We start from the raw sequence: 26,659 nt of genomic DNA, 5'->3' as shown, positions 1-26,659 counted from the left end.
ATGGGTATTGTGAAAATTTCAGATGAATTACACGACGAGCTGCGCTTGACCAGCCAGGTCATGGAGCGTTCAATTAACGCCCAGGCCGAATTTTGGCTGAAAATTGGCCGCCTAGCGGAGTTAAACCAGCAGCTGAGCTTTGCGGACGTTATCCAAAAAGCGGTCAACGAGGCCCGCACCCATGAATAACGTAATTATTAAATCACCCGAGGCCATCGCCAAGATGCGCCGTGCCGGGCAACTGCTGGCTCAGGTTTTTACCGAGCTGGACAAACAGGTAAAACCGGGGGTGAGCACCATGGCGCTCAATCATTGGGTGGAATCCTATATTCGCGAGCAGCTGCAGGCTCGCCCGGCAAGCCTGGGACAGTACGATTACCCCTATGTGCTTAACGCCTCGCCCAACCAGGTCATCTGCCACGGCTTTCCTACCGACAAACCGCTCAAGAGTGGCGACATTGTCAATTTGGACATCACTCTGGAAAAAGACGGCTATATTGCCGACTCCAGCAAAACCTACACCATTGGCGAAGTAACCCCCTTAGCGCAACAGCTGGTGGACCAAACCTACGCCGCCATGTGGCAGGGCATTAACGCGGTTAAGCCTGGCAATACCCTGGGCGATATCGGCTTTGCGATTGCCAGCCATGCCCGCCAGCACGGGTTTAGTGTGGTGCGCGAATACTGCGGCCACGGTATTGGCCAGCAAATGCACGAGGCGCCGCAAGTGCTGCACTTTGGCCGCCCCGGCCAGGGCCTGGTGCTGCGCGAGGGTATGACCTTTACCATTGAACCCATGATTAATCAGGGCTCACCCAAAAACCGTACCCTTAAAGACGGCTGGACCGTGGTCACCAAAGATAAGGGGCTGTCGGCCCAGTGGGAGCACACCGTTTTGGTGACCGCCGACGGGGTAGAGGTATTGACCCTGCGCCCGGAAGAGACTCGCCGAGTCGCCGCTTAAACCGTGAAACTGATACTGAGCCGCAAAGGGTTTGACTCCTCCGCCGGGGGCTTTCCCAGCCCGATCTTTCCCGATGGACGCCTGCTCTCGCTGCCCATTCCCGACCGCGCAGGTCCCACTTGTTATGGGGATATTCAAACCGACTGGGGCGATATGGCAAGGCTGCTAAACGAGCTGAGCGGCAAGACTCACTGGCGGGACACGCCCGCCCATATTGACCCGGATTTGCGCCGCGACTCGCTGGTGCGCGGGCGCGGCTGGCAACCCATGCTGGGCCAAACCGGCACCGCCCAGAGTCATCTGCGCAACCAGGGCGTCACGGTGGGCGATATTTTTGTGTTTTTTGGCCTGTTTAAACCGGTCGAGCCTAGTGAACATGGCTGGCGCTTTAGTCGCTTACCGGCCCGGCATGTGATCTGGGGCTGGCTACAGGTGGGTAAGATTCACCCCGTTGATCTGCTAAGCGCAACAGCCCTGCCCTGGTGTCGCTACCACCCGCACTTTCAGTTACCTACAGATCCCCTTAACACGCTGTATCAGGCCAGCCGGCGACTCACTCTGAACGGTTCTGAAACAGGCCTGCCGGGCTCGGGGGTATTTCGGCACTACCGCCGCGAACTCTCTCTCACCGCGCCCGATGCCCGCACCCCCAGTCAGTGGCAACTACCATTGGCCTTTTACCCTGGCGCCGATAAGCCCCCGCTTAGCTACCACAGCAAGCCCGAACGCTGGCAGCACCTGGGCGACAAGGTACGGCTTCAGGCGGCCGCACGGGGGCAGGAATTTGTGTTGGATACCGACTATTACCCCGACATACACACTTGGTTGCGAGAGCTACTGCACGCCCACAGCTAGGGCCTGTTCATACTAATTAAATGCGCCTGCGGGAAGCCAGTTTTGTTTCCAGCTAGGCGCCGTGAGCGAAGTTTGGTTGTTCCAAATAAGCGATCGGCAACAACGCTGGGGACAAAACTGGCTCCAGCCCTTCGGGTTGCGGCTAAAAATCCGCCACTCTGCGTCGCCTGCATGGACGCAGGTGAGGCGCGGGAGCAGGATGCGGTAAGCTTTGCTCGTCGTTCATTTGGAGTGACCAAACCACTCTCCTCGCGCCTTAATTGGCGAATTTTTAGTCGCAACAGGCTGCATCTAATTAGTGTGAACAGGCCCTAGGCAGCACAACCTTTGGGCACCCCTGCCTAAAGCGCACCATCACTGTGTTACCCCACGTTACGCGCCATGCACTAAAGCAACCCAAAAAACACAACAATTCACCATAAACACGCATTTTTATTTCTTTATAGAATTAAAAATGAAGAAATTAGATTTAAATAATTAAAAAATCTATAAAAACGTAACCACAGGTAACAATCGCGTAACATAAATCCGTAGAATAGACCTCAAGCAAGTTAACCACTTGCTGTTTCTGGCAGGGGATTACCCTCCCCCGATGTTTTATGGCTTATTGAGGTCTTTATTATGTTTACTTTATCTTCACGCACTAAACTATCTTCTGCTTTGGCTGTACTGGCTCTGGCCGCTGCAGGCACAGCTTCTGCCGCCGACCGCACCGTCAAGGCAACCATTGACTCTGTCGACTACGAAAACAACCGCGTTACCGTGATCGAAAAAGACAGCGGCGATATGTTCACCTACGCTTTCGAAGCCCAACCCAAAGTACGCGTTAACGGCGTACGCAGCGGCGATCTGAGCAAAGTCGTACCTGGGCAAGATGTTACCCTGAAGCTCAACCGCATCGAGCAGCCCCAAGAAGTAACCGCCAGCCAGGTCAGCACTGTAAAAGGTGAGATTCTGGAAATTAACCGTGAACAAAATCTGGCGCTGGTTCGCCCCGCCGACGGTGGTGCGCCCCGTGTCATCGAATTGCCCGAGAATGTTGCCGTTTCAGGCCTGGGCAATGACGTTAGCGACCTGCAAGAAGGTCACTTTGTAACGCTTAAATACACCGCGCGTTAATTCACCCTATGCCAAGAATAAAGATTAGCCATAAGTGAAATGCCCGAAGAGATGCCCGGCCACAAGCCGGGCATTTTTTATCAACTGTCGGAGAGGTAGGGGTCAACAAACTCTAAAATGGCCTTAAGAGTTTGCTGGCGAGTTTTATTGCTGTGCAAATAGTGACTGTCTTCATCCAGCTCGATAAAAGTAACAGGCTTATCCTTGTCCTCAAGCGCATCTTCCATGTCTTTAGATTGAGCGATTGGCACCACCGTATCGTCTTCTCCGTGGATCAACAATATCGGCGCTTTGATTTTATCTACCGCTTGGAGTGGAGAAATCGCCTTTAGGTTTTCGTCCGTGTAGTCACCGGCAAACATCGAACGCTCAAAGTAGGACACCACCCAGCTATCATCACCACCGGATGAGCGACGATCGTCGATCAATCCCTCCACATCCGAGACACCATTAATAGACACTGCGCAGCGATACAGATCAGGCGTGAAGGCCGCGCCGGCAAGCGCTGCATAACCGCCATAGCTACTGCCAACAATACAGACCCGCTTGGGGTCAGCCACACCACCCTTGGCAAAATACTCTACCGCGTCGGTCAAATCATCTTGCATCTTACGGCCCCACTCGCCCCACCCGGCCTGGTAAAGCTTGGCACCAAAACCGGTAGAGCCACGAAATTGCGGCTGAACCACCAGGTAGCCCCGCGCCGCAAACGCCTGTGCCATCCAGTCAAACGATTTTTGATCATGGGAGGCAGGACCTCCATGGGGCAGAATAATGGTGGGCAAGCTTTGGGGATTATCCGCATGGGCCAGCGGCAAAGTCAGAAGGGTCGGAATCGTCAAGCCGTCGCGCGCCTCAAAACTGTGCTCAACAACGGGCTGTATCATATCCGCCGTTACCACCGGACGACTGGCGGTCAAATACCTCAGTTGCTCTCCTTCTGAGGCAAGATAGTAGGCACCCGAGCTATCATCACCGGACACCCACACAATTAAATGCTGCCAATCGGGGGTGCGATCGTACAACACGACATAACGGCCGGGAAACTGGGCGGTGATTTTATCCAACCGCGCCTGTTGCTCCGGGTCAAATAACTGGTACTTAGGGGTAAAGCCTGAATACCAAACGCCTTCCACAATACGGTTAAAATTGGTCACTAATCCGCCCACATCGGCGTCATCGCGGCCTATGAGTTTTTCTGATATAGAGCCGTCCTCCAAGGATAATGTGTAGTAGGCGACCCGGCCTGTGTTCTGATCCGTTTTAAGCAGTACCAATGATTTTAGGTCTGAGGTCACGCCTCTAAAATCGACCCCATCCAAGGTATCGGTTTCGCGAGAATACACGGTTTTCCAGTCACCATCGCGCGGCACCTTAACCTCAAACAGGTCGGTCTCATTATCGTAAACGGTTTGCGCCAGCACATTACCCTTACCGTCGATAAAATAATCGCGGGTGTCGTAGCTGCCTTTGACAATTTGGCGCGGGTTGCGCGGCGAGTCAAGATCCACCCGCAATAGCGATAAATCGGGGCTGAGGTCACTCTTTCTCTCTGGAACATACGCAGGCATATAGACAAACTTATTGTCGCTGGAAGCACCCACTATTCGCCCCAGTCGTGTACTGCTCTCGGCAATCACATCGCCGGGACGCAGCAAGCGCTCTAAATTGCCACTGTCGACATTGAACACAAAGGCCGTACTTAAATCGTGAGAACCGCGATAGCGATTGCTGATGCGCCCATGGTCAAACGCCCACAAGATCAAGTGGTTCGCATCCAAAAAGCGCAAGCCGTTGGGGTTAATATCCTCGACATTAAGCCCGGTAAGCATTTTATTTTCAGTGAGCGAGTAGACAATCACCATGTCGCGCTCGGCAGTCAGCTTGCGAAACGCCACCCGCGTGCCATCGGCTGACAGGGCAATTTGCTGAGTCTCCGACATGGGGCCGTAGGCTGAAACTACCTGCTCGATAGAAGGAATAGACGCTGGTTGATCAGCTTGGGCGGCACCAGAGGCCTGCGCCATGATTAAAAAAGATATAAAACCGACGCACTGCACCAGTGCTCTTTTTGTTTTTTCCATAAACATCATCCATTTATGCTGTTATTGTTAGCGGGTGCAACCTTAGCAAAAAACATTAATTAATCATACAAATAAAGGCGCCGTTTTAAACTCGCTTTTAGCGCTACCCACAGGAGTTCGCGATGCTTACCAAACTCGGCTGGAAATTATTAATGCTAAGCCGTGCCCTGTGGATGCGAACCCTGGCGTTTGCCATTCTCGCGGTGGCCACGGCGTTGATTGCGATTGCCTTAAAGGGTTTTATTCCCGAGTCCATCTCGGGCCTGATCGGTGCCGAAGCGGTCGACAAAATTCTCTCGATTCTCGCCTCCAGTATGCTGGCAGTCACCACTTTCTCGCTCAGTGTCATGGTCTCTGCCCACAGCGCCGCCGCCAATAACCTCACCCCGCGCGCCACTCGCCTGTTGATGGAGGACTCCACCACCCAGAATGCTCTGGCGACCTTTGTGGGCTCGTTTGTCTATTCGCTGGTGGGGATTATCGCCCTTAGCACGGGCATATACGGCGACCAGGGGCGAGTAATTTTATTTGTGGTGACCATTGCCGTAGTCGTTTTGATTGTGGGCACCATTTTGCTGTGGATCAACCACCTGGCCAGCCTTGGGCGGGTCAGTGAAATTGCCGATCGAGTCGAAAAAGCCGCCCAGGCGGCTATCGTGCGGCGCGGTGAACATCCCTGGTTGGACGGACAACGGTTGGATCGGCTCGAGGATATCCCAGAGGATGCTCATCCGGTTTACCCGAGCGAGACCGGCTATGTGCAGCATATTGATATGCAGGCGCTCAATCAGTGGGCTTCGCAAAACAAAGCCCGGGTGTACATAGCCTGCTTACCGGGGAAGTTTGTTCACCCTCACCAGGCACTGCTCTATACCTCGGATCCGGAAAGTGAAAACAGTGCGGCAACGCTTGCCAAAACCATCACCATTGGCGACACCCGTTCCTTTGACCAGGACCCGCGCTTTGGACTGTTAGTGATGGCCGAAATTGCCTCGCGCGCGCTCTCGCCCGGCATTAACGATCCGGGTACCGCTATTGAAGTGCTGGGCCGCGGGGTGCGCTTAATCAGTCAGTGGCAAGTTACGCCTGACGATGTCAGCGATTACGACATACCCCACCAATGCGTGTTTGTACCGCGCATTGAGTTGGAAGAATTATTTATCGACTTTTTCAGCCCCATCGCTCGCGACGGCGCCAGTATGATTGAGGTGCAAATTCGATTGCAAAAATCCCTTGCCGCTCTCGCCGCCATTGATGACGATTTTTATCGCGCCGCCCTCGCCATGGCTCAAAATTCATTGCAGCGGGCCCAGCAATCTTTTGCCTTTAGCGCTGATAGCAATTCTTTGCAGGAAGTTCACGAGCGGCTGTTCCCGGCCCCGCAATCCACGCGTTAACGCTTACCGGTACTGTCGCGCACAATAACCCGACAACTCATAATCGCCGCAGGCATCTGCACCGCTTTACCTTGCAACTGTTTAACCAGCAGCTCGGCGGCTTTACTGGCCATTTCGGTAATCGGCTGACTGACCGTGGTAAGCGACGGGTAAATCTGATGAGCCACCGGCGTATCATCGAAGCCGGCCACGGATAACTCGGCGGGCATTGCCAGGCCCCGATGGTGCGCCTCAATAATCACGCCCGCCGCCATATCGTCATTACTGGCAAAAATGGCGGTAGGTCGATCGTTCATTCCCAACAGTTGCGCGGCACACTCGCGGCCCGAATCAAACGAGTTATAGCCCTGTACCACCAGGGTTTTATCAAATTTAATTCGGCTTTCTTTTAGCGCAGCCAGATACCCCTGGTAGCGCTCGGCCACTGCGCGGTGGTCCGGGTGCCCGGCAATAAAGCCAATCCGCTCATGCCCCAATTCAAGCAAACGGCAGGTCATATCATAGGCCGCTTCCTGATCGTTGGTCTGCACGTACGGACAGGCCTGTTTGTTTTCGGTGGGGGACAAACGCACAAACGGCACGCCCGCCTCAACCAAACCATCCACCAACTGGGTAATGTCCGATAGCGGCGGGGTCAGAATAAGTCCATCGACCCGGCTGTGTCGCACCAGAGCCAAGACCTCATCGGCCAGCTCGGGCTCGTTATGGCGACAGGGGTGAATGAGTAAATCATAACCGGCGCGACGACAAGTTTGCAGAGCCCCTTCTTGCACATCAATCACATAGCTGGCGCTGGGGTTATCGTACAAAAGCCCGAGCACGTAGGAGCGATTCGCCGCCAGCGAACGCGCCGACTGGCTGGGCCGATACTCCAGCTGGGCAATGGCGGCCTGAACCTTTTCCCGGGTAGAGGCGCGCACATTGGGCTCTTTATTCACCACCCGCGAGACGGTTTTCATGGACACACCGGCAAGCGCGGCGACATCATCGATGGTTGCCTTAGCCAAGAGACTCACTCCGTGAACAAAAGCTGCATTCTACCCGATACTAAAATTTCCTGCGTAAGGCGTACTGACAGCGCTGTCAATTTACTTTATAGTAGCGCCCACAAAAAGGCGGGCCAACCGCCACGCTCACCTGACATAAATGATCACAAGGCCCCGGCCCAGGGCAGTGATATTCCTATAAAGACACGACAACTGAGGTGAATTATGGCAACTGCACCCGCAGGCACCCACGCCAAATCGATCGCGGACAACGACGGAAATTACACAGGCCCCCTGGTTATTATTACCCTGCTATTTTTTATGTGGGGCCTTCTTACCGCCATGAACGATGTGCTGATCCCCCATTTAAAAAACGTATACACCCTGAGCTACACCCAGGCGATGATGGTGCAATTTTGTTTTTTCTTTGCCTATGCGGTGGTCTCGCTGCCAGCGGGCGCCTTGATTCGCAAAATTGGCTACCAGAATGGCGCCGTCACCGGCCTTGTGATTGCGGGCTTTGGCTGCTTTTTGTTTTATCCCGCCTCCATGAGTACCTACACCCTGTTTTTGATCGCCTTTTTTATTCTCGCCGCCGGCATTACCGTTCTCCAAGTGGCGGCCAACCCCTATGTGACCGTACTTGGGCCAGCTCGAACGGCCTCTAGCCGTTTGAACTTGACCCAGGCTTTTAATTCTTTGGGCACAACCATCGCGCCGGCACTGGGCGGGCTACTGATTCTGGCCGCCGCCGGTGAAGCGATTGACCCCGCGGTTATGAGCGAGACCGATACCGCAGCGGCCAAAGCCAAAGAAGCAGCGGCAGTGCAAATGCCTTACCTTGTGCTCGCGGGCTCACTGATTGCGCTGGCGATATTTTTTAAACTAGCCAAGCTGCCTAAAATTACCCACGACGCTGAACCGGCGAGTGTTAGCGATATCGCACAAGCGGCCGAAAAAACATCAATTTTCCAACAGCCTCACTTAATCCTGGGCGCCTTGGGCATTTTTATGTACGTCGGTGGTGAGGTAGCCATTGGCAGCTTTTTGGTGAATTTTTTTGGTGAAGATAATATTGCCGGCATGAAAGAGCACCAGGCCGCCGCTTATGTGAGCTTTTACTGGGGCGGCGCCATGGTTGGCCGGTTTATCGGCTTTGTGGTGATGCGCTATGTGCAACCGGGCAAGGTGCTGGCTTTTAACTGCCTGGCAGCCATTGCGCTGGTGCTGACAGCCGTGTTCTTTGACGGCAAGATTGCCATGTGGTCGATTATCGCTGTGGGGCTGTGCAACTCGGTCATGTTCCCCACTATCTTCAGTATGGCCCTACACAAGCTGGGCGCACTAACCAGCCAAGGGTCGGGTTTGCTGTGTGTTGCGATTGTGGGCGGCGCTGTGGTGCCCTTGCTACAGGGTGTATTGGCAGACACCATCGGCATTCAGTTATCGTTTTTACTGCCGGCGGTATGCTACGCCTATATTCTGTTTTACGGCATCAAATACGCCAATTTGTATAGCCGTTAGTCCGCCGCATTCGAGGCGAGCCCGGCTAATTGCCTGGCTCGCGCGGTTAACTGGGCGCGATTTAAATCCGCTTCCAACGCGTCAAAGATCCAGATTACTTGCCAGTTTAATGTCTCCCCCGGCTGTAACGTCGCCAGATAACCCTGTTGCTCCAGTTCGATGTAGGTGGCCGTCGGGTCAGCGTAAACTTCAATTTCACCTTCATTGGGCGCCATGAGTTCGGCGGGTACATTGGCAAACACTTTAACCAATAAGTAATCGCCGGCCTGATAGGCCAGCCAGCCCTCTTCACCATCGGTCATTACTTTGTGGTGCTCGGGCCCAATATCATCGGCATTATAGATATACCAACTGATGCCCTGCTGCTCGGTAAAAGGCAGGCTGGCAAAGTCGCCAGTGTAATAGTCGGTATCACCCTTGGGGAAAAAGATCTGCCCCTCGGCAGGCAAGCGGGTAATTTCCCAGGGGGCGACAGTGATCTCGCGGTCACTAACGCTCTGCAACTCATAATCAATTTGCAAAGTGTTGGCGAGCGAAGGCAAACGGTAGCTTTTACTAAATACCAACCCCAGCTGGGGCTCTTCCCCGCTGGTCAAGCGAACACCTGTGTCCGTAAGCGACAACTGATAGGGCTCCGAGTCCAACACCGGCGGTGGCGGCCACCCCCAATGACTCTGAGGGCTGGGCCAGAGCACATTGCCCCAGTTATTGCCATCCGTGTCAGCACGGGTAAACAACCGTTCCTCGCCGTTAAACACGACTGACGCAATCCGGCCGCCGACTTCGGGGGCTAGCGTGACCGTTAATTCATCGCGCTGTAAAACAATGTCGCTTTGAGTCATACGCAAATACTCGGGGGGCGTCACCGCGGCCGGATCGGGTACCTTAGGCTCGCAGGCACTGAGACCTAGCAGACTGACAACAAGCGGCGACCAACGATTCATAAGCAACAAACAATCAGTACAGCAGGGTAAACAGTTTACGCTGATACTCTACCGCCAGCGGATCGCCTTTACCCAGGGCCGCGAGAATATCGGTAATGGCTTTGCGCGGAGCGCCGTCTTTAAAGCTGCGGTCGCGCTTGAATATATCCAATAGCAATTCCAGCGCGTTTTTGTGCTGCCCCTCTTCGTTCATTTGCACCGCCAGAGCGTAGGCGACCTCTAAGTTTGTAGGGTCGGCGTCGTATTCGGCCTGCAGCTTTTCCAGCTCGGGTGAATTAGCCGCTTGTTTTTTTAACTCCAACACGGCTAAAGCCTGTTGGTAGGTGGCGTCCTGATCGGCCATTTTTACCTGTGCCAGAACTGTTTCGGCCTCGTCTACCCGATTCATTTCGGCGTAGCAAAGCCCCAGCAAGTTGGCGATAAACGGCAGCTGGTTGGACTCTTCCAGCGCTTTGCGCAGCAGCGGTAGAGCGTCGGCGTAGTTGGCTTCATCGATAAACGCCTGGGCCTGGGCAACATCCGCCTCCCAGGCTTTAGGCAGGTATTTATCCAACAGCTCGCGTATTTGTGGCTCGGGCTGCTCGCCGGCAAAACCGTCTACCGGCTGGCCGTCTTTGATAAACATGACCGTGGGCAGGCTTTGAATACCAAACTGCGACACCAGCATCTGCTGATCATCCACATTAATTTTGGCCAACAACATATCGCTTGGGTATTCACCGGCAATTTTTTCCAACACCGGCATCAGGTTTTGACAGGCCTGGCTGCGCGAAGACCAGAACTGCACGACCACCAAACGCTTAAACGATTCGTCGATAACAGTTTGCTGGGCGTTTTCTGCGGTTACATCAAAAATGTTCATAGCTGTGTCTCTCTGTAGAGATTATCGCTTAAAAGTCAGTGAGTGGTGTGATGTTAACGTTGTGAGCATCACTGCTGACAAAGGCGCTGCCTTCGCTGATACACACACTCAAGGTCATATTCTTAGCCGCCAATGTCGCCAGCTCACTCACTTCATCGGCGTTTAAATGGTACACGGATAAATCGGAGAATTTCGTCAATTCGTTGGCAACTGTGGGCCACCACTGATCCCGACCGCGACCTGTGGTGTAAACCACTTGCTGCTGGGAACGCGAGCGACCTTTTTTCATTTTATCGACGCTGGGCTGGCCCACTTCAATCCACTTTTCAATCACCCCCGAGGGGGCCACTTGCCACAAGTCGGGCTCATCGGCGGTGGAAAGGCCTTTGCCAAAGGTCAGATCATCGTGGGCGTGAAAGCACCAGGCGAGCAAGCGCACCATCATACGCTCTTCGGTTTCGGAGGGGTGACAGGCGAGTGTCAGCTTGGTGTCCAGATAAACCTGCCGGTCCATGTCCGACAGGTTCAGGCTGACTTTATAAACACCCGCACTCAGCGCCATGTTTCTACTCCGGACGCATGTGCGGGAACAACAGCACGTCGCGAATCGTGGAGGCGTCGGCAAACAGCATCACCAAGCGGTCGATACCAATGCCTTCACCGGCGGTGGGCGGCAGGCCGTATTCCAGCGCGCGTACATAGTCGGCGTCGTAATGCATGGCTTCGTCATCGCCGGCGTCTTTTTCAGCCACCTGTTCGCGGAAACGTTCGGCCTGATCTTCGGCATCGTTAAGCTCCGAGAAACCGTTGGCCACTTCGCGACCGCCCACAAAAAACTCAAACCGTTCAGTCACAAACGGGTTGTCGTCTTTGCGCCGCGCCAGCGGTGAAACCTCGGTGGGGTATTCAGTAATAAAAGTGGGTTGGTCCAGCTTTTCCTCGACCGTCGCCTCGAAGATTTCGATTTGCACCTTGCCCAAACCGTAGCTGTCCTTGAGCGGAATGTGCAGCTTTTCGGCAACCTTGCGCGCCGACTCCAAGTCGGAAATATCCGCGGCGCTCAGCTCGGGGTTGTACTGCAAGATAGAGTCGAACACGCTGATGCGGTTAAAAGGCTTGGCGAAATCGTATTCGGTACCCTGATAGGTAATGGTGGTAGTACCCATCACTTTTTCACACATGCCGCGCAGCATATTTTCGGTGTGGTTCATCAGGTCGTGATAATCAGCGTAAGCCTGATAGAACTCAAGCATAGTGAACTCGGGGTTGTGCCGCGTAGAGACCCCTTCGTTGCGGAAGTTGCGGTTGATTTCATACACCCGCTCAAAGCCGCCTACCACCAAGCGCTTTAAGTAAAGTTCGGGGGCGATACGCAAGTACATATCGATATCCAGGGCGTTGTGGTGAGTCACAAACGGACGCGCGGTGGCGCCACCGGGAATCACCTGCAACATGGGGGTTTCCACCTCCATAAAGCCCTCACCGTCCAAATAGTTGCGGATAAAGCTGATGCACTTGGAGCGCAGCTTAAAGGTGTCGCGCACCTCGGGGTTAACAATAAGGTCCACATAGCGCTGACGATAGCGCAGCTCCTGATCCGCCAGACCGTGGTATTTTTCGGGCAGCGGACGCAGGGATTTGGTTAACAGCTTCCACTCGGTCAGGTTAACGTACAAGTCGCCCTTGCCGGATTTATGCAAGGGGCCTGAACCCGCGACAATGTCGCCGATATCCCACTGGCCATCTTGCTCTTTCATGGCCTTTTGCACGTCTTTACTGGCGTAAAACTGGATACTGCCCTCGCCGTCTTGAATCAGCATAAAGGGGCCGCGCTTGGCCATAATGCGGCCGGCGACGGCCACCTGGTGGTCCAGGGTTTCCAGTTCGTCTTTGGCTTTTTCACCGAACTGGGCCTGTAAATCGACGCTGACATCGGTACGGCGAAAATCATTGGGAAAGGCGTTGCCGCGCTCGCGAATAGCCGCCAGTTTGGCGCGGCGCTCGGCGATTAACTTGTTTTCATCCTGGGCAGTTTGCTTTGGGTCAGTCATATCAAATCCTAGAGTCCGGCCTTAAGGCTCGCTTCAATAAATTGGTCCAAACTTCCGTCTAGCACGTTCTGGCAATTGCTGGTCTGCACGCTGGTGCGCAAATCTTTAATGCGCTGATCATCCAACACATAGGAGCGAATCTGGCTGCCCCAGCCAATGTCAGACTTGGTTTCTTCCAGCGCCTGCTTGTCGGCGTTGCGCTTTTGAATTTCCAGCTCGTAGAGTTTGGCGCGCAGCATTTTCCAGGCTTTGTCGCGGTTGGCGTGCTGCGAGCGCTCGCTCTGACATTGCACCACGGTGTTGGTGGGCTCGTGAGTTAAACGTACCGCCGAATCGGTTTTGTTAACATGCTGACCACCGGCGCCCGAGGCGCGATAGGTATCGGTGCGCACATCCGACGGGTCGATATCAATTTCGATATTGTCGTCAATTTCCGGCGACACAAACACCGAGCAAAACGACGTATGACGACGATTGCCAGAGTCAAACGGCGACTTGCGCACTAAGCGATGCACGCCGGTTTCGGTGCGCAGCCAGCCAAAGGCATACTCGCCTTCAAAACGGATGGTGGCACTTTTAATGCCCGCCACTTCACCGGCCGAGGCTTCCTCCAGGGTGGTTTTAAAACCTTTGGCTTCGCCCCAGCGCAGGTACATTCGCAGTACCATTTCGGCCCAGTCCTGTGCTTCGGTACCGCCCGAGCCGGACTGAATATCCAAGTAAGCGCTGTTTTCGTCCATCTCGCCCGAGAACATGCGGCGAAACTCCAGCTTTTGCAACTGCTCGTCCAGCCCGCCAATCTCGTCGATCACCTCGTTCAGGCTGTCTTCATCGCCCTCTTCCTTGGCCATTTCCAACAACTCGGACAAGTCGCTGACGCCCGAATCCAGATCGTCGATGGTTTTGACCACCGCCTCCAGCGCCGCGCGCTCTTTACCCAGCGCCTGGGCGCGTTCGGGCTCATTCCAGACGTCGGGCTGGCCCAGCTCTAGCTCGACCTCGGTTAAGCGTTCTTTTTTCGTATCATAGTCAAAGATACCCCCTAAGCACGTCGGTGCGTGCCTGAAGGTCTTTAAGGGCTGTCAGGTGGGGATTAATTTCCATTGCGAACTCGCCGAAAAATTGTGAAATAAAAGCGGCGCATTCTACCTTAGAAACGCCCTCTACACTACCGCAGAGGGCGCTCGACAGGGGGATTTACGGAGCAAAAAAGTTCAGTATCCAGGCCACCAGCAACACCTGCGGCAGGACGATTAAGGGTAAAAATAGCGCCGTTTTCCAAGACTTCATGGTGTCTTTAATTACCATAATCTCGGTGTAGTCGGTGGCCACTCCGGCCATCAGAAACAAAAAGCTGTTGCCGGGCGCTCGGGCGCGGTTCATCAGGTCGGCTGCGATGGGAGTAGACCCCTCGGAGCAAACCTCAATAATGGTGGCCGCCACGGCGGTCAGTAAAAGCCCTACAAACGTTGGGCCAAACCAATCGGCAAAGGCCTCGGTGGGCACCAGCGCGCGAATAATGGCGGCCAGCAACACCCCGAACAACAGCCAGCGAATTACCATGCGCGAACCTTTAACCCCCTCGCGCGCTACCGCCTTAAGCGCACCAGGCTTTACGCTAACCTGCCCCCACAGCGCTTTTAGCTGGGGTATGAGGGGCTCGGGAGCAACCTCATCGTCCAGCGCGTCGGGGTTAACCGCAAGTTTTCGGCGTTTGACGGCGGCGTCAAAGACTAGCCCGGCAATCACCGCAATCACCATGGACAAGACAATAAACGCCAGCGTCCAGGGCAAGCCGATCAGGGCAATCATAATCAAGGTCAGCGACAGGGAGTTCCAGGGGCTGGCAATCAAAAAGGCCATGACTTGCCCCAGGCTTGCACCTTTTTGGTAAAGTTTCATGCCCACCATTAAGATGCCGTGACTGCACAAGTCCAAAAATACTCCGGCGGCGGTGGCGCGCAAAATACCCGAGAGTGAGCCGCCGCGCCCCAGCATAGCAACCACCAGCGACTGAGGCACAAAGTTAAGCAAGCCCACAAACACGATACCCAAAGCCACGCCCCACCACATGGTGTTTAAAAGCTCGAACACGCCGTGAGCCATATGCATCAGCCAGCCAGAGGCGGCGCCGGTTAAATATAGCCCGTACAGAAACACGCAACCGGCCAGTGATCCCCAGAGTAAAAAATCGGGTCGCTTCTTCCCGCTTTGCTCATCGCCGCAGCAGCTGTGGGCGGCGGGTTCGGGCTCGGGTTTACTACAGCAATGGTCACTCATGATTTTCCTCCAATAGGCTCATGGCTGCCCTCCAACACCGTAAAAGTCATACCCGGCTGAGGGCGGGATAAATTCTGCAAAATCGCACACTCCGGCGCCTCATCGCCGCGACAGCGCGAGGCCAGCGCCACCAGGGTGTCGCGCATGGCGTGCAGATGGTCCAACTGTTCATCCAGCTGGGCAATTTTGTGTTCCACCGCGCGCTTTACATCAGAGCTGTGGCGATCGGTATCCCCCTGTAAAGTCAGCAGCTCTCGACACTCATCCAGCGAAAAGCCCACTTTCCGCGCTCGGGCAATCAACGTCAGCTGCGTCACATTGGCCTGGGTGTAATCCCGATAGCCATTATCTAACCGCCGACTGCTCACCAGCCCCTCGGCTTCATAATGGCGTATTGCCTTGGCACTTAGCCCAGTTTCCCGGGCCACTTCACCGATTTTCATACCCGTCCTCTTTCTGCGTTCTGCGTTAACACCACAATAAACCTTCCAGCAAGGTTAAGGTCAAGCACAAAAACTAGCCTACCGGCCCTCTATTTCCGCCGAAAATAAGCCTAAGCTGGCTAAAAAGAATAGATATTTATCAGAAAAATATTTGAGAAATCACTTAAAATACAGCATATTACAAGAACTATTTGACAAAAAAGATTAATAGTTGAGAATATCCAACACGACAAATGTGAGCGGATCGAATAAAACCATGGAATATCTGGACGTATCCCACCCCGAATGGGACAGAATGTGGGAAGAGCTAGCACAGTTTCCCCTGAATGACGGGGATCGTTTGTGCGTAAACGCGGGATATTGCTGGGAATATATGGGCTCGAGCGCGGATCACCACCACCTGCGTCACCCCCACCACCCGGCCAGCGGTAAAGCCGAGTATATTTATATCGAGCGCGCCCGCGCGGCGGTAGGCTGGGTGTAACGGCGGGCGCCCGGGTTTAACCTTGGGGTTTTTAAACCCCCATATTCTTTAGGGCATTAACAATTTGCCCCAACACGGCCGACACCTGCGGGTGATCTTCCTCAAAATCCTCCAACATCGCCTCCAGGGTATCCACCGGGCGCGGGTCGGGCGTCTCATCGCTGCCTGCAGCATGGGTGTGGCGCTCCAACTCAGACATTAAGCGCTGCTGTTCGGGGCTGACCTCTTCATTACCGAATAAATCGTGCAAACGGGTTATTAACTGATCGAGACTCTCCGATGATTGGTCCTGTGACATAGTTGTCCTCTCATGTCGTGTTGGCGTAAACGAAATGGTATAAGATTTCGGCTGGTAAAATAACATCATATAGGAAAACAGTGTCAGCAACGCCTCTCAAATCGACCAACTCTGGCGAGCAATCCGCCCTACAGCGCTGGAGCCGCTACCTGTACCAACACCAGTTCGTGCGCTTTTTACTGGTGGGGGGCACAGCCACAGCGCTGCAATATCTGTTTTTAGTGTTGCTGGTGGAGTTGACGGGCACTCCTAAGGTGGCCTGCTCGGCCATCGCTTTTGCGCTATCGGCGGTGTATAACTATTTGGCCAATTACTATTTCACTTTTCAGGCCACGCACAAACACCGCGAGTCGAGCCTTAAATTTGCAGTGGTCGTGGTGCTGGGGCTTGCGTTAAACACCCTGGTGTTTTACATCGCCGACATAGTGTTACCTCACTATTTGTTAGCACAAATCATTGCCACTGGCGTGACTCTTATCAGCAACTTTTTATTACACAAATTCTGGATTTATCGATCATGACTAAGGACGCCACTCTCGCCATTGTTGTGCCCTGCTACAACGAAGAAGACATGCTGCCGCAAAGCCTGCCGGTGTTGCTGCAGACTCTGGACTCACTGATTGATAAGGCCAAAATCAGTGCGGACTCGCGCCTGTACCTGGTGGATGACGGCAGCCGAGACAATACCTGGGCGCTGATTGACCGAGCGTGTGATGCGCACGACGGACGCGTGGTGGGGGTAAAGCTGTCGCGCAACAAAGGCCACCAAAACGCCCTGCTCGCCGGGCTGGAGGCCACCGATGAAGACATTATTGTCAGCATCGACGCCGACCTGCAGGACGACCCCAGTAATATTGAACGCATGGTTGACGAATATCACGCAGGCAATGATGTGGTTTATGGAGTGCGCGCCGCGCGCGATACCGATACGTTTTTTAAACGCTTTACCGCCGAGGGCTATTACAGCCTGATGCGCAAAATGGGGGTCGACTTAGTTTTTAACCACGCCGACTTCCGGCTGATGTCGCGCCGCGCCTTAAACGCGTTGTTGGAATATCGCGAAAGCCAGTTGTTTTTACGGGGTATGGTGCGCGAGGTAGGTTTTCCTTCCAGCACTGTAGAATACGACCGCCAGAGCCGCGCCGCCGGCGAGACCAAATACCCGCTGCGTAAAATGCTGTCGTTTGCCTGGCACGGCATTTCCAGTTTTTCGACCGCGCCTTTGCGTGCGATTACCTTGCTGGGCATTATCGCCAGCGGCCTGTCGCTACTGATGATTGTCTGGGTCTTGGGAACACGACTTTTTACCGACAATGCCATTCCCGGCTGGGCCTCTATTCTGGTGCCACTGTTGTTTATCGGCAGTGTGCAATTGCTAAGCCTGGGTATTATTGGCGAGTACCTGGCCAAAATGTTTGAAGAGCTAAAACAACGGCCGCGCTACCATCTGGAGCGGATAAAAACATCCAAACCGCGCGAAAACGACGTATAGAACACCTTTACTCGGCATTTGTCTCTGGCAGCGAGCGCGCCAGCAACGCCCCGGCCGCACCGGCCAGAGACAAGAGTAAAATAGCCCAGCTGACGCCCAGCGCACTCGCAATCCAGCCCGACACCCCCAGCAGCAACAGCACCACGCCAATCACGCTATTACTGACGGCAACATAATCGGTGCGGCGATTACCCTCGGCCAGGTCCACCACATAGGTTTTGCGCCCTACCCGCACCCCCTGGTGCGCCACACTCAGAAAAAAATAAAACACCGGCAAAACCAACGAATACCCCAACCAATCGGACTTAAAAGAATAGAGCGCAAACACGCCCACCCCCAAAGCGGCGGTTAACAGTGCCGCCCACATCATCACCCGCCGGCTGGACACATCGGCAAAGCGTCCCCAAAACGGCGCCGACAATAAGCTGGCCAAGCCACTGGCCAATAAAAACAACCCTAACAATTGGCCCGACTGGCCTACCTGCTGCTGCGCCAGCACCACATAGTAAGGGGCCGTTAAGGCCGAGCAGAGTAACAGCGAGCGGGTGATAACAAATCGGCGAAAAGGCTTATCTTGCTTGAGTATGCTGAGCCGATGCAGCGCCTCGGTAATCGCATTGCCACCGCCTGCGGTTTCGCCCGGGTACTCTTTTAGCCGGGCGTACACACTGGCCGCCACTAACCACATCATGCCAGCCCCGCCCAGTAACAAGGTGCAGCCCCACACCGACAGTTCCCAGTCGCTAAGCATTAACCCTAACGCCAAAAGCACCGTGACCAGCCCCGCCACACTGGCCGACCAACCATTGACCTGGCCGCGCTGGGACTTGGGAATGGTTTTGCCCAAGACATCTTTGGCCGCAACCGAGCACAAACCGCGAGCCAGCGAAAAAATCACCAAAAGGGCGATGATCGACCAGCCCGCCAGCGCCCCGTCAAGCGACCACACCACAGCGGCCATTGCCAGAATGCAAACCGCTTGAACCACCGAACCCATCACCCACAGCCATTTGCGCTTGGGCTGACGACGCACATAGCTGGCAATTAACAACTGGGGTAAAAGCGAGCCGGATTCGCGAATGGGCACCAAAAAGCCCAGTAGGTAAACCGGCGCTTGCAAGACTTCCATCACCCAGGGCAGCACAATTTTGGGGTTGGCCAAAGCATCACCCAGCTTGCTGCAAAAGTAGCTGAGCAAGAGCTTAAAGAAGTTGCCGGGTACCTGGCGGCAGGCGCGCTCGTCAATCGCCTTGCAAACGCGAGCGTCTTCTTCGTTAATGAGTTTTTCGTAGAGGTTTTCGCCCAACTGTGACATGGCAGTAGATTCAATCAAAACATTCGCTGGGTATTTTAGCGAATGGTGAATCAAACCACACGAACCGTTTTAAGCTCGGTAGCATCACCCCGAAAAAACAAAAAACGCCCGGACTACAAAGAGTTCCGGGCGTATAAAAGTCGCTTATGGGGCGCTTGCTTTTTTCCTGAAACGCCTGCGGCACACGCTGCCCATGCCCAGCAAAGCCACCAGAGTCCAGAGCCCTGCGGCGCCACCGCCACCCGAGCTGCCCGAGTCAGGCGCGGTAGGAGGTGGGTTATCGCCACCGCCGTCACCATTACCACCGTCGCCGCCATCGCCACTGCCCCCATCGGTGGATGCGGGTTGCACCACTGCGCCCGGATCAACCACCGTGCGATTGGCACGGCCATCGGCGTCATTAGCGCCACCGTCTTCAATGGTTAGCTGCACACACCAGTGGCCTTCGTTCAACCCGGCTTGCCACTCGCTGCTGCCCGGCGAGGGACAATAGCCCGGACTACCAGCGGCCGAGTGCAAGGCGTTGTTGGCATCTTCACTAAACGCTACCCACTGAGAATCAACCAGTTTGCGATAGGACGCGTCGGCAGGTATGGCGTCGTTTAACGCTAGGGCAACCCTTACCGACTGACCTGCCTGTGGTAAATCCCGCACCATAAAATCAAACACGCCACCGACGACTTGGTAGCCACTATCGGCGGGCAAGTCGTCGGCCGACAGTTCCACACCCTGCCCGGCGGCACGGGCCACAGCAGCTCCCAACGCACAGATCAAGCCGGGTTCGCATTGCATCAGGTAATCATCGTCGCCGCCCTGGCGCTGGGCAATCAGGTGTGACAGAGCATGGCGATCTTGGTAAGCGGGAATACCATTGCCGTCCGGGTCGTCGTAGCCTTCTTGGGCATCGGCAATACCGTCACCGTCGGCATCGTCATCGCCCAAAGGCGCCAGGTTGTCGACCACCGCAAAGTTTAACGGCGCCTCGGCCATTGCCCCCTGACTATCGGTCACCTCGGCCACCAACTGATAAATACCGGCGGTGAGAGCCTCGGGGTTAAAGCTGAGCACCGGCGCCTCGCCCTGCAGCAAATCAATTAACGCCTGATCACCGCGCCAACTGAGGCTAAGCTCATCGCCGTTGGGGTCCACCATATCCAGCAGAACATCAACCGAGGCGCCATCGGCAGCTACCAGTGAGCGCTTGCGACCATCCTGGTAGAGCTCAAGGGCCACTTCAGGCGGCAGATTGGCTTCGGTTATGTGCAGCTGATGGCGCGTGCGGTTGCCCGCGACAAACCCATGGGCGCTGCCCACTTCGGCATCGGCCTGTGTGTCTAACTCAATAATGACACTCTCGTCGCTTTCGGCTTGTTCATCCTGCAGCAGCTCAATCGCAATAAGTTGTGAGTAGCGACTGTCCAGAGCTTCGCTAAAAGTCACCTCGCGCGTTTCACCCAGCTGGTAATCGGACGCTGTGGCCGTGCTATCGTCCGACACCTTATAGGCTACCGCCACCGGATACTCGGGGGCATCGCCGTTAAGGTACACACCCACCTGAGCGGTGCGGCCTTCGGCGGCGCGCTGATCCATGGCCAGCGATACCTGGGGCCAGATATCCAATACCTGAGTCATTTGCACTCGATTGCCCGAGGCATCTTCGGCGCTCCAGACGATCTCGTGACGTCCCGAACGCAGCCATTGGGGCCCGGCGTTAAAGCCCGCCACACTCACCTCGCAGCATTCGGCATCAATGCCATCGGTTACCCGCTCGCGCAAAGCCTGTTGCACGGCGGCCTCATCGGCGTTAGGAGAAAGCCCTAACAACAGCGCCATATTGACCTGGGTGTAGAGCCCCTCAGCCTGCAGCGTCTCGCCAGGCGCGACGTTAAGCACCGGCGCAGCGGTATCGACAAAGTCGGTGGGATCATTCTGGTCGGTACCATCCACCCCTTCCTGATAATCGCTGACATTGTCGCCATCGCTATCGGTGCCGGGAGTTACTTCAAGGCTAAACGCTGGCAACTCGACGGTGTATTCGCCGTCGGTTACCGTCAGCAGAATATCGCTGTAGCGTCCGACATCGGCATCGGTGGCAATGCCGTTAATCACCCCGGTGGAGGGATCAACGCTCAACCACCCCGGGGCGCCCTGCAGGGTAAACTGCAATGCGTCGTCTTCGGCATCGCTCGCCTCGGCGGCGAAACGATACAGCTCGCCCACTTGAATGCTCGCCGTGGGCGAACCGCTAAGACTCGGCGCCGAATTAAAATAGGGATTGGTCACGTCGATAGCAAAGCTCGGTAAAGACACTGTCTCGGTGCCATCACTCACCGACACCACAATACCTTGCGCCAAGCCCGCATCGGCCTCGGCAGGGGTACCACTTACCTCACCGGTCGCAGAATTAATACTCAACCAAGCCGGGGCATTGCTAAGGCTAAAGGTTAAGGTATCGCCGATATCCGGGTCAGACGCCTGGGGGCTAAAGCTGTACGGCGCTAAGGCCTCGGCCGAACCCGGCGCGCTACCGGATATTTCCGGCGCGTCGTTTACGGGGTTAACGGTAATGCTAACGCTGGCCATAACCGACTCGCCACCTTCATCATCCAGCACGGTATAACTAAAGTTATCGCTGCCATTAAAGTTGGTGTTGGGCGTGTAGGTGACTGTGCCATCGCCGTGGTTCTCTAGGCTACCATTGTTCACCTCAGTGGCAATGGTAACCGTGGTGATGTCAATCAACCCATCCAGATCGGTGTCATTATCCAGCAGCGAAATAAGCACGGCATTGTCTTCGTCTGTTTGCGCAACATCGTCTGCCGCCGTGGGCAAATCATTAACACTTTCAATGGTCAGAGTAACGATCGCTTCATTGGACCACTCGCCCAACTCATCCATTACCCGGTAACTAAAGCTATCGTCACCGAAATAATGCTCGTTGGGGGTATAGGTAATAGCACCGCTACTGGGGTCAATAAGGCTGACACCATTGGTAGGTGGCGTCACTAATGCGACGGTCGTGGCGTCCACTCTGCCATCCACATCCGAGTCGTTACCCAGCACATTAATATTGTGGGCGGTGTCTTCCAGCAACATGACCGTGTCATCGCCCGCCATTGGCGCATCGTTAACACTGTTTACCGTTACACTGACACTGGCCTCGTTAGAAGTACCACCTTGATCATCCCGCACAAGATAGCTAAAGCTGTCGGCGCCGTTGTAGTTTTCAGCTGGGGTATACGTAATGACACCCGTCACCGCATCAACTTCGGCCACACCGTGGCCCGGCATTGCCACTAGGCTAACGCCGATAGCATCCAAGGTGCCGTCAATATCACTGTCATTCGCCAGCACATCCACATTCGCCACACCGTCTTCGTCCAGCGTCAGGGAATCATCAACGGCCACAGGGACATCGTTCACGCCAATCACACTCACCGTGACCGTTACCGGTGCCGAGGTGGCGCCGCTGGTATCCTGAACGGAGTAGGTAAATGAATCAGTGCCTTCAAAGTCGGCATCGGGGGTGTAGTCCACGACGCCTTCATTAACTACAGCCGAGCCGTTGGAAGGTCCGGACACCACGGTAATGCTAAGGGTATCGGGGGTATCAGCCGTGTCTACATCGCCGTCATTGGCGGTAACGTCGATACTCAGGGCGTTATCTTCCTGGGTACTAACGGCATCCGCGACTGCCACCGGAGCATCGTTTACCGGGGTAACGGTAATGTTTACCGCCACCTCGTTCGATACGGCGCCCCATATATCCTCTAACGTATAGGTAAAGCTGTCACTGCCGTTAAAATCGGCGCTGGGTGTGTAGTCGATAACACCGGTGCCAGTATCCACACTCACGCTACCGTTTACCGGTGCGCCTACCACGGTCACACTGGCGGGGCTGAGGGCGCTATCGGTATCGGTGTCGTTATTCAGTACTGCAATGCCTAGGGTGCCGTCTTCGTTTACCGTAGCGGTATCAACCTGAGCAACCGGAGAACTATTCGCCACGGTAAAGTTTAACTCGCTATTACCGCTAATACCGGCGAAAGCGTTACCACCCTCATCCGTAAAGGCATTGCCACCAATATTAATGTAATAGCTTGTAGTAGGTTTCAAAGTAGCTGGCAAGTCGATGGTTGCACTATTGCCAGCAATAGACACATTGGCGCTGCCCACAGCGACGCTGGCCGCTTTCGTATCGTCCGCTAATTCATACACGGTAATCGAGTCAGTACCGGCACTAACCGCCTCGGAGAAAGTTAAAACAATAGGGTCGTCGTAAGCGAAACTTGTCGAATCATCAGCCGGTTGGCTGGATACCAAGGTAGGCGCGGTGCCATCGTAGATAATAGAAAATTCAGTGGCCGCCTCGCTGGCATTGCCTGCGATGTCTTGCGCGGCTGCGGCGGGCAAGCCCACGGTGACTTCACCATCGGCGTTCGGCATTACGGTGACGGTGTAAGCGCCACTGCCAAGATTAGCAAAGTTACTTAACGCCGCGTTAGTTACACTAAAATCAGTCTGGGTAAAGTCTGTAACCTCTTCAGTAAAATCTATCGCAAGTACAAAACTGCCCGCGTTGGTGGGGTTGGTCTCGGTGCTGGATAAGGCCACCGTAGGTGCCTGGGTATCCGAGACAATGGTAAAGTCAGTGGCCGCTGAATTCGGGTTTTCCGCACTGTCTTGTGCAGCTCCGGCCGGCAAACTCACGGTTACATCGCCGTCAGCAGTGGGGGTAACCGTTAGGTTATAGGTGCTACCACTGCCGGACAAGCTACTAAGGCTCGCATTGGTTGCGGCAAAATCGTCTAATGCTACGCCGGAAACTGTCTCACTGAAGGCAACATTGAGCGTAAAGTTTGCCGCATTGGTGGGGCCGGTTTCAGCGCTGGTCAAAGTCACCGTGGGCGCCTGGGTATCCACCTCTAGCGTGAATGGAGTAGCCGCCTCACTCGGGTTGCCCGCCGTATCTTGCGCGGCTCCGGCACCTAGGTTAATCGTTACTGAACCGTCACCGGACGGCGTCACAGTGACCTCATAAACACCGCCACCTATATTCGTCAAATCAATCGCATCGGCGTTGTTCGCGACAAAATCATTCAGGGCTAATCCGGTGACTTCCTCGCTAAAAGTAGCCGTTAGCACAAAATTACTGGAATTACTGGGGCTGGATTCAGTCGACGATAAACTGACTGTGGGGCCTTCGGTGTCCACCACCAAGTCCTTGGCCGCACTTAGCGAACCCGTTGCGCCCGGTTCTGGTAAGGTTACGTCTGCCACGTTACCTGCCAGATCGGAAATGCTGCCACCGGCTAGGTCAAAGGCCGCAGTGCTCGGATAACTTAAATCAGTGGTGTTATCCCCAGCCACTACCGTATAGTGAAAGCGCAAAGTACGAGTACCCGAACCACTGATATAAGTGATAAACCTGGCTGTAGGCCCCGTTTCCAAGGTCAGCCCCGGAACCCCTCCGCTGGTATTTAATTGCACCTTTTCATTAAACTCGACGTCTATGGCAATCATGTCGCCCACACCATAGATGCCATTAGGATTTGCCGAGCCAACCCCAGTTACCGTGGGTGCCTGTACATCCAGAGCGTGAATGTCTCCACTGGTATAAGCCGCCACATAACCGTTGTTATTAGCACCATTGCCATTGTCGTCGACAATATTGGTATTACCATTAAGATCCAACCGCAAGCTTCCTTCACCGGTTATGTTATTGACCGTAACCTCAACCGACTGTCCGCTGGAGGTGGACACACTGGCGACATTGCCCCCCGCCGTGCCAGTGGTGGTAAGGGTAAAATCATCTGTACTGATACTATTGGCGTTTTTATTAAAGGTAACAGTGAAAGTTACCGAGCTTGCATTTTCGGTGGGTGAACCCGAAAGACTGATATTGGACACGCTGGGCGGAGTAATATCCGCCGCAGTAAGCTGAGCGCTTTCGGCGGGGGTTAAGCTCCCCGAGCTCGCCTGCAGATTAAAGGCCTCGGATGTAGCGCCACTTAAAGTGTAATCAATTTCCAAACCGCTAAAGCTTGCCACACCCAAACTTGGCGATGCAGTGGCGCCAGTTAACGTGGCACTGCCAGTGCCATTAACGGCAGACAATACAATATCAGTGTTATAACCGGTATCCACAATATTGGCGCCATCCACGGCCTGAACCACAGGCACAGTGGTAAACACGGTCGCAGTGCCTGCTGGCACACTCAGAGGAGCAGGCTGGGTAGCAAATATTAACCGCGTCGCCACGACATCGGAGGTAACCGGATTGGCATTTACACTAGGCAAATCCGACCCCTTGGCATCCTCGTCGTTGGCGGTCAAGGTAAAGCTTTGCTGGTCTGCCGTGGCTTTATAGATAAGATTGGTAAAAGAAGCCACTCCATTGGTGGCCACCGCAGTGGTGTTGTTTAACATGCCGCCGCTGGCTTCGGTTAGCGTAATGGTTTCGGTAAAATCTCTATCGGTGTTACCCGCCGTATCCTGCGCAGCGACCTCCGGCTGAACATTCAGGGCTAAACCGGACACACTCCCTGCAGGGGCCGTGGTAAAGACAAGCTGGGTCGCAGTTACATCAACGGTCGAACCAGTGCCATTATTAACCGGCGAGGTAGCTCCCATTTGCGTTCCCGATGCGCCTACGGTGATATCGGTATCGCCGTCAAGACTAAGCACAATCGTATGGCCGTCCACTATACCGGTGTTGTCGTTGTAGTAGGCATTAACGGTGTAAATTTCGGACATATCGTCACTAACCGAAATATTTAAACCCGTAAAATTAATCGTGTCGGCACCGTTGTTATAGCTCCCGTTGACATTGCTAGCATCCGGGCCATTAAGCCGCCAAGTTAGCTTGCCGCGTTCGGCATCAGTAGAGGTACCACCCACATGGACACTAATCTCACTAACATCCAAATCGAGTCCATCGCCACCACCGTCATCGCTCAAGGTAAAATCGAATACCTCAATTGCATCGGCAACGCTATTGCGCGTAGTGCTAATCGCTACCGGCTCAGATACACCACTTGCAGCTGTGAGGTTACCGTCGCTATTGGCCGGAAGGTCAGTTTTCCCTACGACTTTAGCGATATGAAAATGATATAAATCTGAGCTGGATATCCGAATTTCATCGACTAATAAATCGTTAAACGTATAAACATCTTCCACTTCCCCCTCCAAGGACAGAGGAACCACATGCCCGTCACCGGTAGGGTTCTCATCTAGATACCCCGATAAATTAGCCGCAGGGACACCGGTAGCCCCGAAATTTTTGGCATGCACCTCACTAAGTATAAATTGTTTCCCATCTGTACGAAAAATACGGACCGTTTCAATGTCCTCATCTTCAATAGTAGATGTAACGAAAACAGAATCCTTACCATCGCCGTACGGATCATTTGGACCACGCTGGGGAGATTCAAAATACCAAGAACCTTTACCGTTTTCTAAACCAACAGGTGACCCTTCTGTTTCAATGCGAAACTCAAAATCGACTCCTGCATCTGACATAATAAAGGATCCTGTCTCGGCGTCCCCGTCACTCGGATTC

21 protein-coding genes are annotated in these 26,659 nt (G+C 54.4%); 9 read left to right on the top strand and 12 right to left on the bottom strand.

The features are described from left to right. From M6D89_RS01835 to M6D89_RS01820, 4 genes are all read left to right on the top strand, one after another. Positions 1 to 189, top strand: coding sequence for a ParD-like family protein (locus M6D89_RS01835; RefSeq protein ID WP_253966327.1), 189 nt, complete (start codon positions 1 to 3; stop codon positions 187 to 189). Further along, positions 182 to 964: a type I methionyl aminopeptidase gene (gene map, locus M6D89_RS01830; RefSeq protein ID WP_253966326.1), complete on the top strand. Its 783-nt coding sequence runs from the start codon at positions 182 to 184 to the stop codon at positions 962 to 964. Before M6D89_RS01835 ends, map begins: the two co-directional genes overlap by 8 nt. A gap of 3 nt (positions 965 to 967) precedes the next feature. Then, positions 968 to 1,819 (top strand): Nmad3 family putative nucleotide modification protein, encoded by an 852-nt coding sequence (locus M6D89_RS01825; protein ID WP_253966325.1) that lies wholly within the window; start codon positions 968 to 970, stop codon positions 1,817 to 1,819. 621 nt (positions 1,820 to 2,440) lie between these two features. Next, positions 2,441 to 2,938 carry a hypothetical protein gene (locus M6D89_RS01820; protein WP_253966324.1) on the top strand — a complete coding sequence of 166 codons (498 nt, stop codon included), beginning with the start codon at positions 2,441 to 2,443 and terminating at the stop codon, positions 2,936 to 2,938. 80 nt (positions 2,939 to 3,018) lie between these two features. On the opposite strand, the gene M6D89_RS01815 is transcribed toward M6D89_RS01820, so the two are convergent. Then, positions 3,019 to 5,022, bottom strand: coding sequence for an alpha/beta hydrolase family protein (locus M6D89_RS01815; RefSeq protein WP_253966323.1), 2,004 nt, complete (start codon positions 5,020 to 5,022; stop codon positions 3,019 to 3,021). A gap of 122 nt (positions 5,023 to 5,144) precedes the next feature. Between M6D89_RS01815 and M6D89_RS01810 the strand changes: the two genes are divergently transcribed. Next, positions 5,145 to 6,419, top strand: a complete 1,275-nt coding sequence (locus M6D89_RS01810) for a DUF2254 domain-containing protein (RefSeq protein WP_253966322.1) — start codon at positions 5,145 to 5,147, stop codon at positions 6,417 to 6,419. Here M6D89_RS01810 and M6D89_RS01805 read toward each other — a convergent pair. Beyond that, entirely contained in the window at positions 6,416 to 7,435 is a 1,020-nt protein-coding gene (locus tag M6D89_RS01805; RefSeq protein WP_253966321.1) for a LacI family DNA-binding transcriptional regulator, read from the bottom strand. The two genes, M6D89_RS01810 and M6D89_RS01805, sit on opposite strands and share 4 nt — an antisense overlap. A 195-nt stretch (positions 7,436 to 7,630) precedes the next feature. On the opposite strand from M6D89_RS01805, the gene fucP reads away from it, so the two are divergent. Next, positions 7,631 to 8,929, top strand: a complete 1,299-nt coding sequence (fucP, locus tag M6D89_RS01800; protein WP_253966320.1) for an L-fucose:H+ symporter permease — start codon at positions 7,631 to 7,633, stop codon at positions 8,927 to 8,929. Here the strand turns inward: fucP and M6D89_RS01795 are convergent. The 7 genes from M6D89_RS01795 to cueR all read right to left on the bottom strand — a co-directional run bounded on the left by M6D89_RS01795 (position 8,926) and on the right by cueR (position 15,509). Continuing rightward, complete coding sequence (locus tag M6D89_RS01795) at positions 8,926 to 9,873, bottom strand: DUF4380 domain-containing protein (protein WP_253966319.1); 948 nt, start codon at positions 9,871 to 9,873, stop codon at positions 8,926 to 8,928. The genes fucP and M6D89_RS01795 overlap by 4 nt on opposite strands. Before the next feature lie 13 nt (positions 9,874 to 9,886). Beyond that, the gene (locus tag M6D89_RS01790) at positions 9,887 to 10,735 is read right to left on the bottom strand and encodes a thioredoxin family protein (protein WP_253966318.1); all 849 of its coding nucleotides are present in this window, start codon (positions 10,733 to 10,735) and stop codon (positions 9,887 to 9,889) included. A 28-nt stretch (positions 10,736 to 10,763) separates the two neighbouring features. After that, a complete protein-coding gene (locus M6D89_RS01785; protein ID WP_253966317.1) occupies positions 10,764 to 11,297 on the bottom strand; it encodes a YaeQ family protein in 534 nt (177 codons plus the stop codon). 4 nt (positions 11,298 to 11,301) lie between these two features. Beyond that, positions 11,302 to 12,786, bottom strand: coding sequence for a lysine--tRNA ligase (lysS, locus tag M6D89_RS01780; protein WP_253966316.1), 1,485 nt, complete (start codon positions 12,784 to 12,786; stop codon positions 11,302 to 11,304). 8 nt (positions 12,787 to 12,794) lie between these two features. After that, positions 12,795 to 13,890, bottom strand: a protein-coding gene (gene prfB, locus M6D89_RS01775; RefSeq protein ID WP_253966315.1) for a peptide chain release factor 2 whose coding sequence is annotated in 2 segments (ribosomal slippage) — positions 12,795 to 13,817 and positions 13,819 to 13,890 — 1,095 coding nt in all. Because the reading frame shifts where the segments join, the coding sequence is not laid out codon by codon here. Positions 13,891 to 13,983: 93 nt separating this feature from the next. After that, a complete protein-coding gene (locus tag M6D89_RS01770) occupies positions 13,984 to 15,066 on the bottom strand; it encodes a permease (RefSeq protein ID WP_253966314.1) in 1,083 nt (360 codons plus the stop codon). Continuing rightward, the gene (gene cueR / locus M6D89_RS01765; RefSeq protein WP_253966313.1) at positions 15,063 to 15,509 is read right to left on the bottom strand and encodes a Cu(I)-responsive transcriptional regulator; all 447 of its coding nucleotides are present in this window, start codon (positions 15,507 to 15,509) and stop codon (positions 15,063 to 15,065) included. Before cueR ends, M6D89_RS01770 begins: the two co-directional genes overlap by 4 nt. A 235-nt stretch (positions 15,510 to 15,744) precedes the next feature. Between cueR and M6D89_RS01760 the strand changes: the two genes are divergently transcribed. Further along, a complete protein-coding gene (locus tag M6D89_RS01760) occupies positions 15,745 to 15,993 on the top strand; it encodes a 4-diphosphocytidyl-2C-methyl-D-erythritol kinase (RefSeq protein ID WP_253966312.1) in 249 nt (82 codons plus the stop codon). A gap of 31 nt (positions 15,994 to 16,024) precedes the next feature. On the opposite strand, the gene M6D89_RS01755 is transcribed toward M6D89_RS01760, so the two are convergent. Then, the gene (locus M6D89_RS01755; RefSeq protein WP_253966311.1) at positions 16,025 to 16,291 is read right to left on the bottom strand and encodes a DUF4404 family protein; all 267 of its coding nucleotides are present in this window, start codon (positions 16,289 to 16,291) and stop codon (positions 16,025 to 16,027) included. Positions 16,292 to 16,371: 80 nt separating this feature from the next. On the opposite strand from M6D89_RS01755, the gene M6D89_RS01750 reads away from it, so the two are divergent. Then, positions 16,372 to 16,812 carry a GtrA family protein gene (locus M6D89_RS01750; RefSeq protein ID WP_253966310.1) on the top strand — a complete coding sequence of 147 codons (441 nt, stop codon included), beginning with the start codon at positions 16,372 to 16,374 and terminating at the stop codon, positions 16,810 to 16,812. Next, positions 16,809 to 17,783, top strand: a complete 975-nt coding sequence (locus M6D89_RS01745) for a glycosyltransferase family 2 protein (protein ID WP_253966309.1) — start codon at positions 16,809 to 16,811, stop codon at positions 17,781 to 17,783. The genes M6D89_RS01750 and M6D89_RS01745 overlap by 4 nt, the downstream gene beginning before the upstream one ends. A gap of 7 nt (positions 17,784 to 17,790) precedes the next feature. Here M6D89_RS01745 and M6D89_RS01740 read toward each other — a convergent pair whose 3' ends face one another. Together M6D89_RS01740 and M6D89_RS01735 are read right to left on the bottom strand one after the other, a co-directional pair. Then, a complete protein-coding gene (locus M6D89_RS01740; protein ID WP_253966308.1) occupies positions 17,791 to 19,116 on the bottom strand; it encodes an MFS transporter in 1,326 nt (441 codons plus the stop codon). Between the two features lie 126 nt (positions 19,117 to 19,242). Next, on the bottom strand, positions 19,243 to 26,619 hold the full coding sequence (locus tag M6D89_RS01735; RefSeq protein WP_253966307.1) for a beta strand repeat-containing protein: 7,377 nt from the start codon (positions 26,617 to 26,619) through the stop codon (positions 19,243 to 19,245). Positions 26,620 to 26,659 lie beyond the last annotated feature (40 nt).

Source organism: Gilvimarinus xylanilyticus (assembly GCF_024195295.1).
GTDB lineage: Bacteria > Pseudomonadota > Gammaproteobacteria > Pseudomonadales > Cellvibrionaceae > Gilvimarinus > Gilvimarinus xylanilyticus.
The sequence above is the reverse complement of the archived record's forward strand: the minus strand, read 5'-3'. Positions and strand labels throughout refer to the sequence as shown.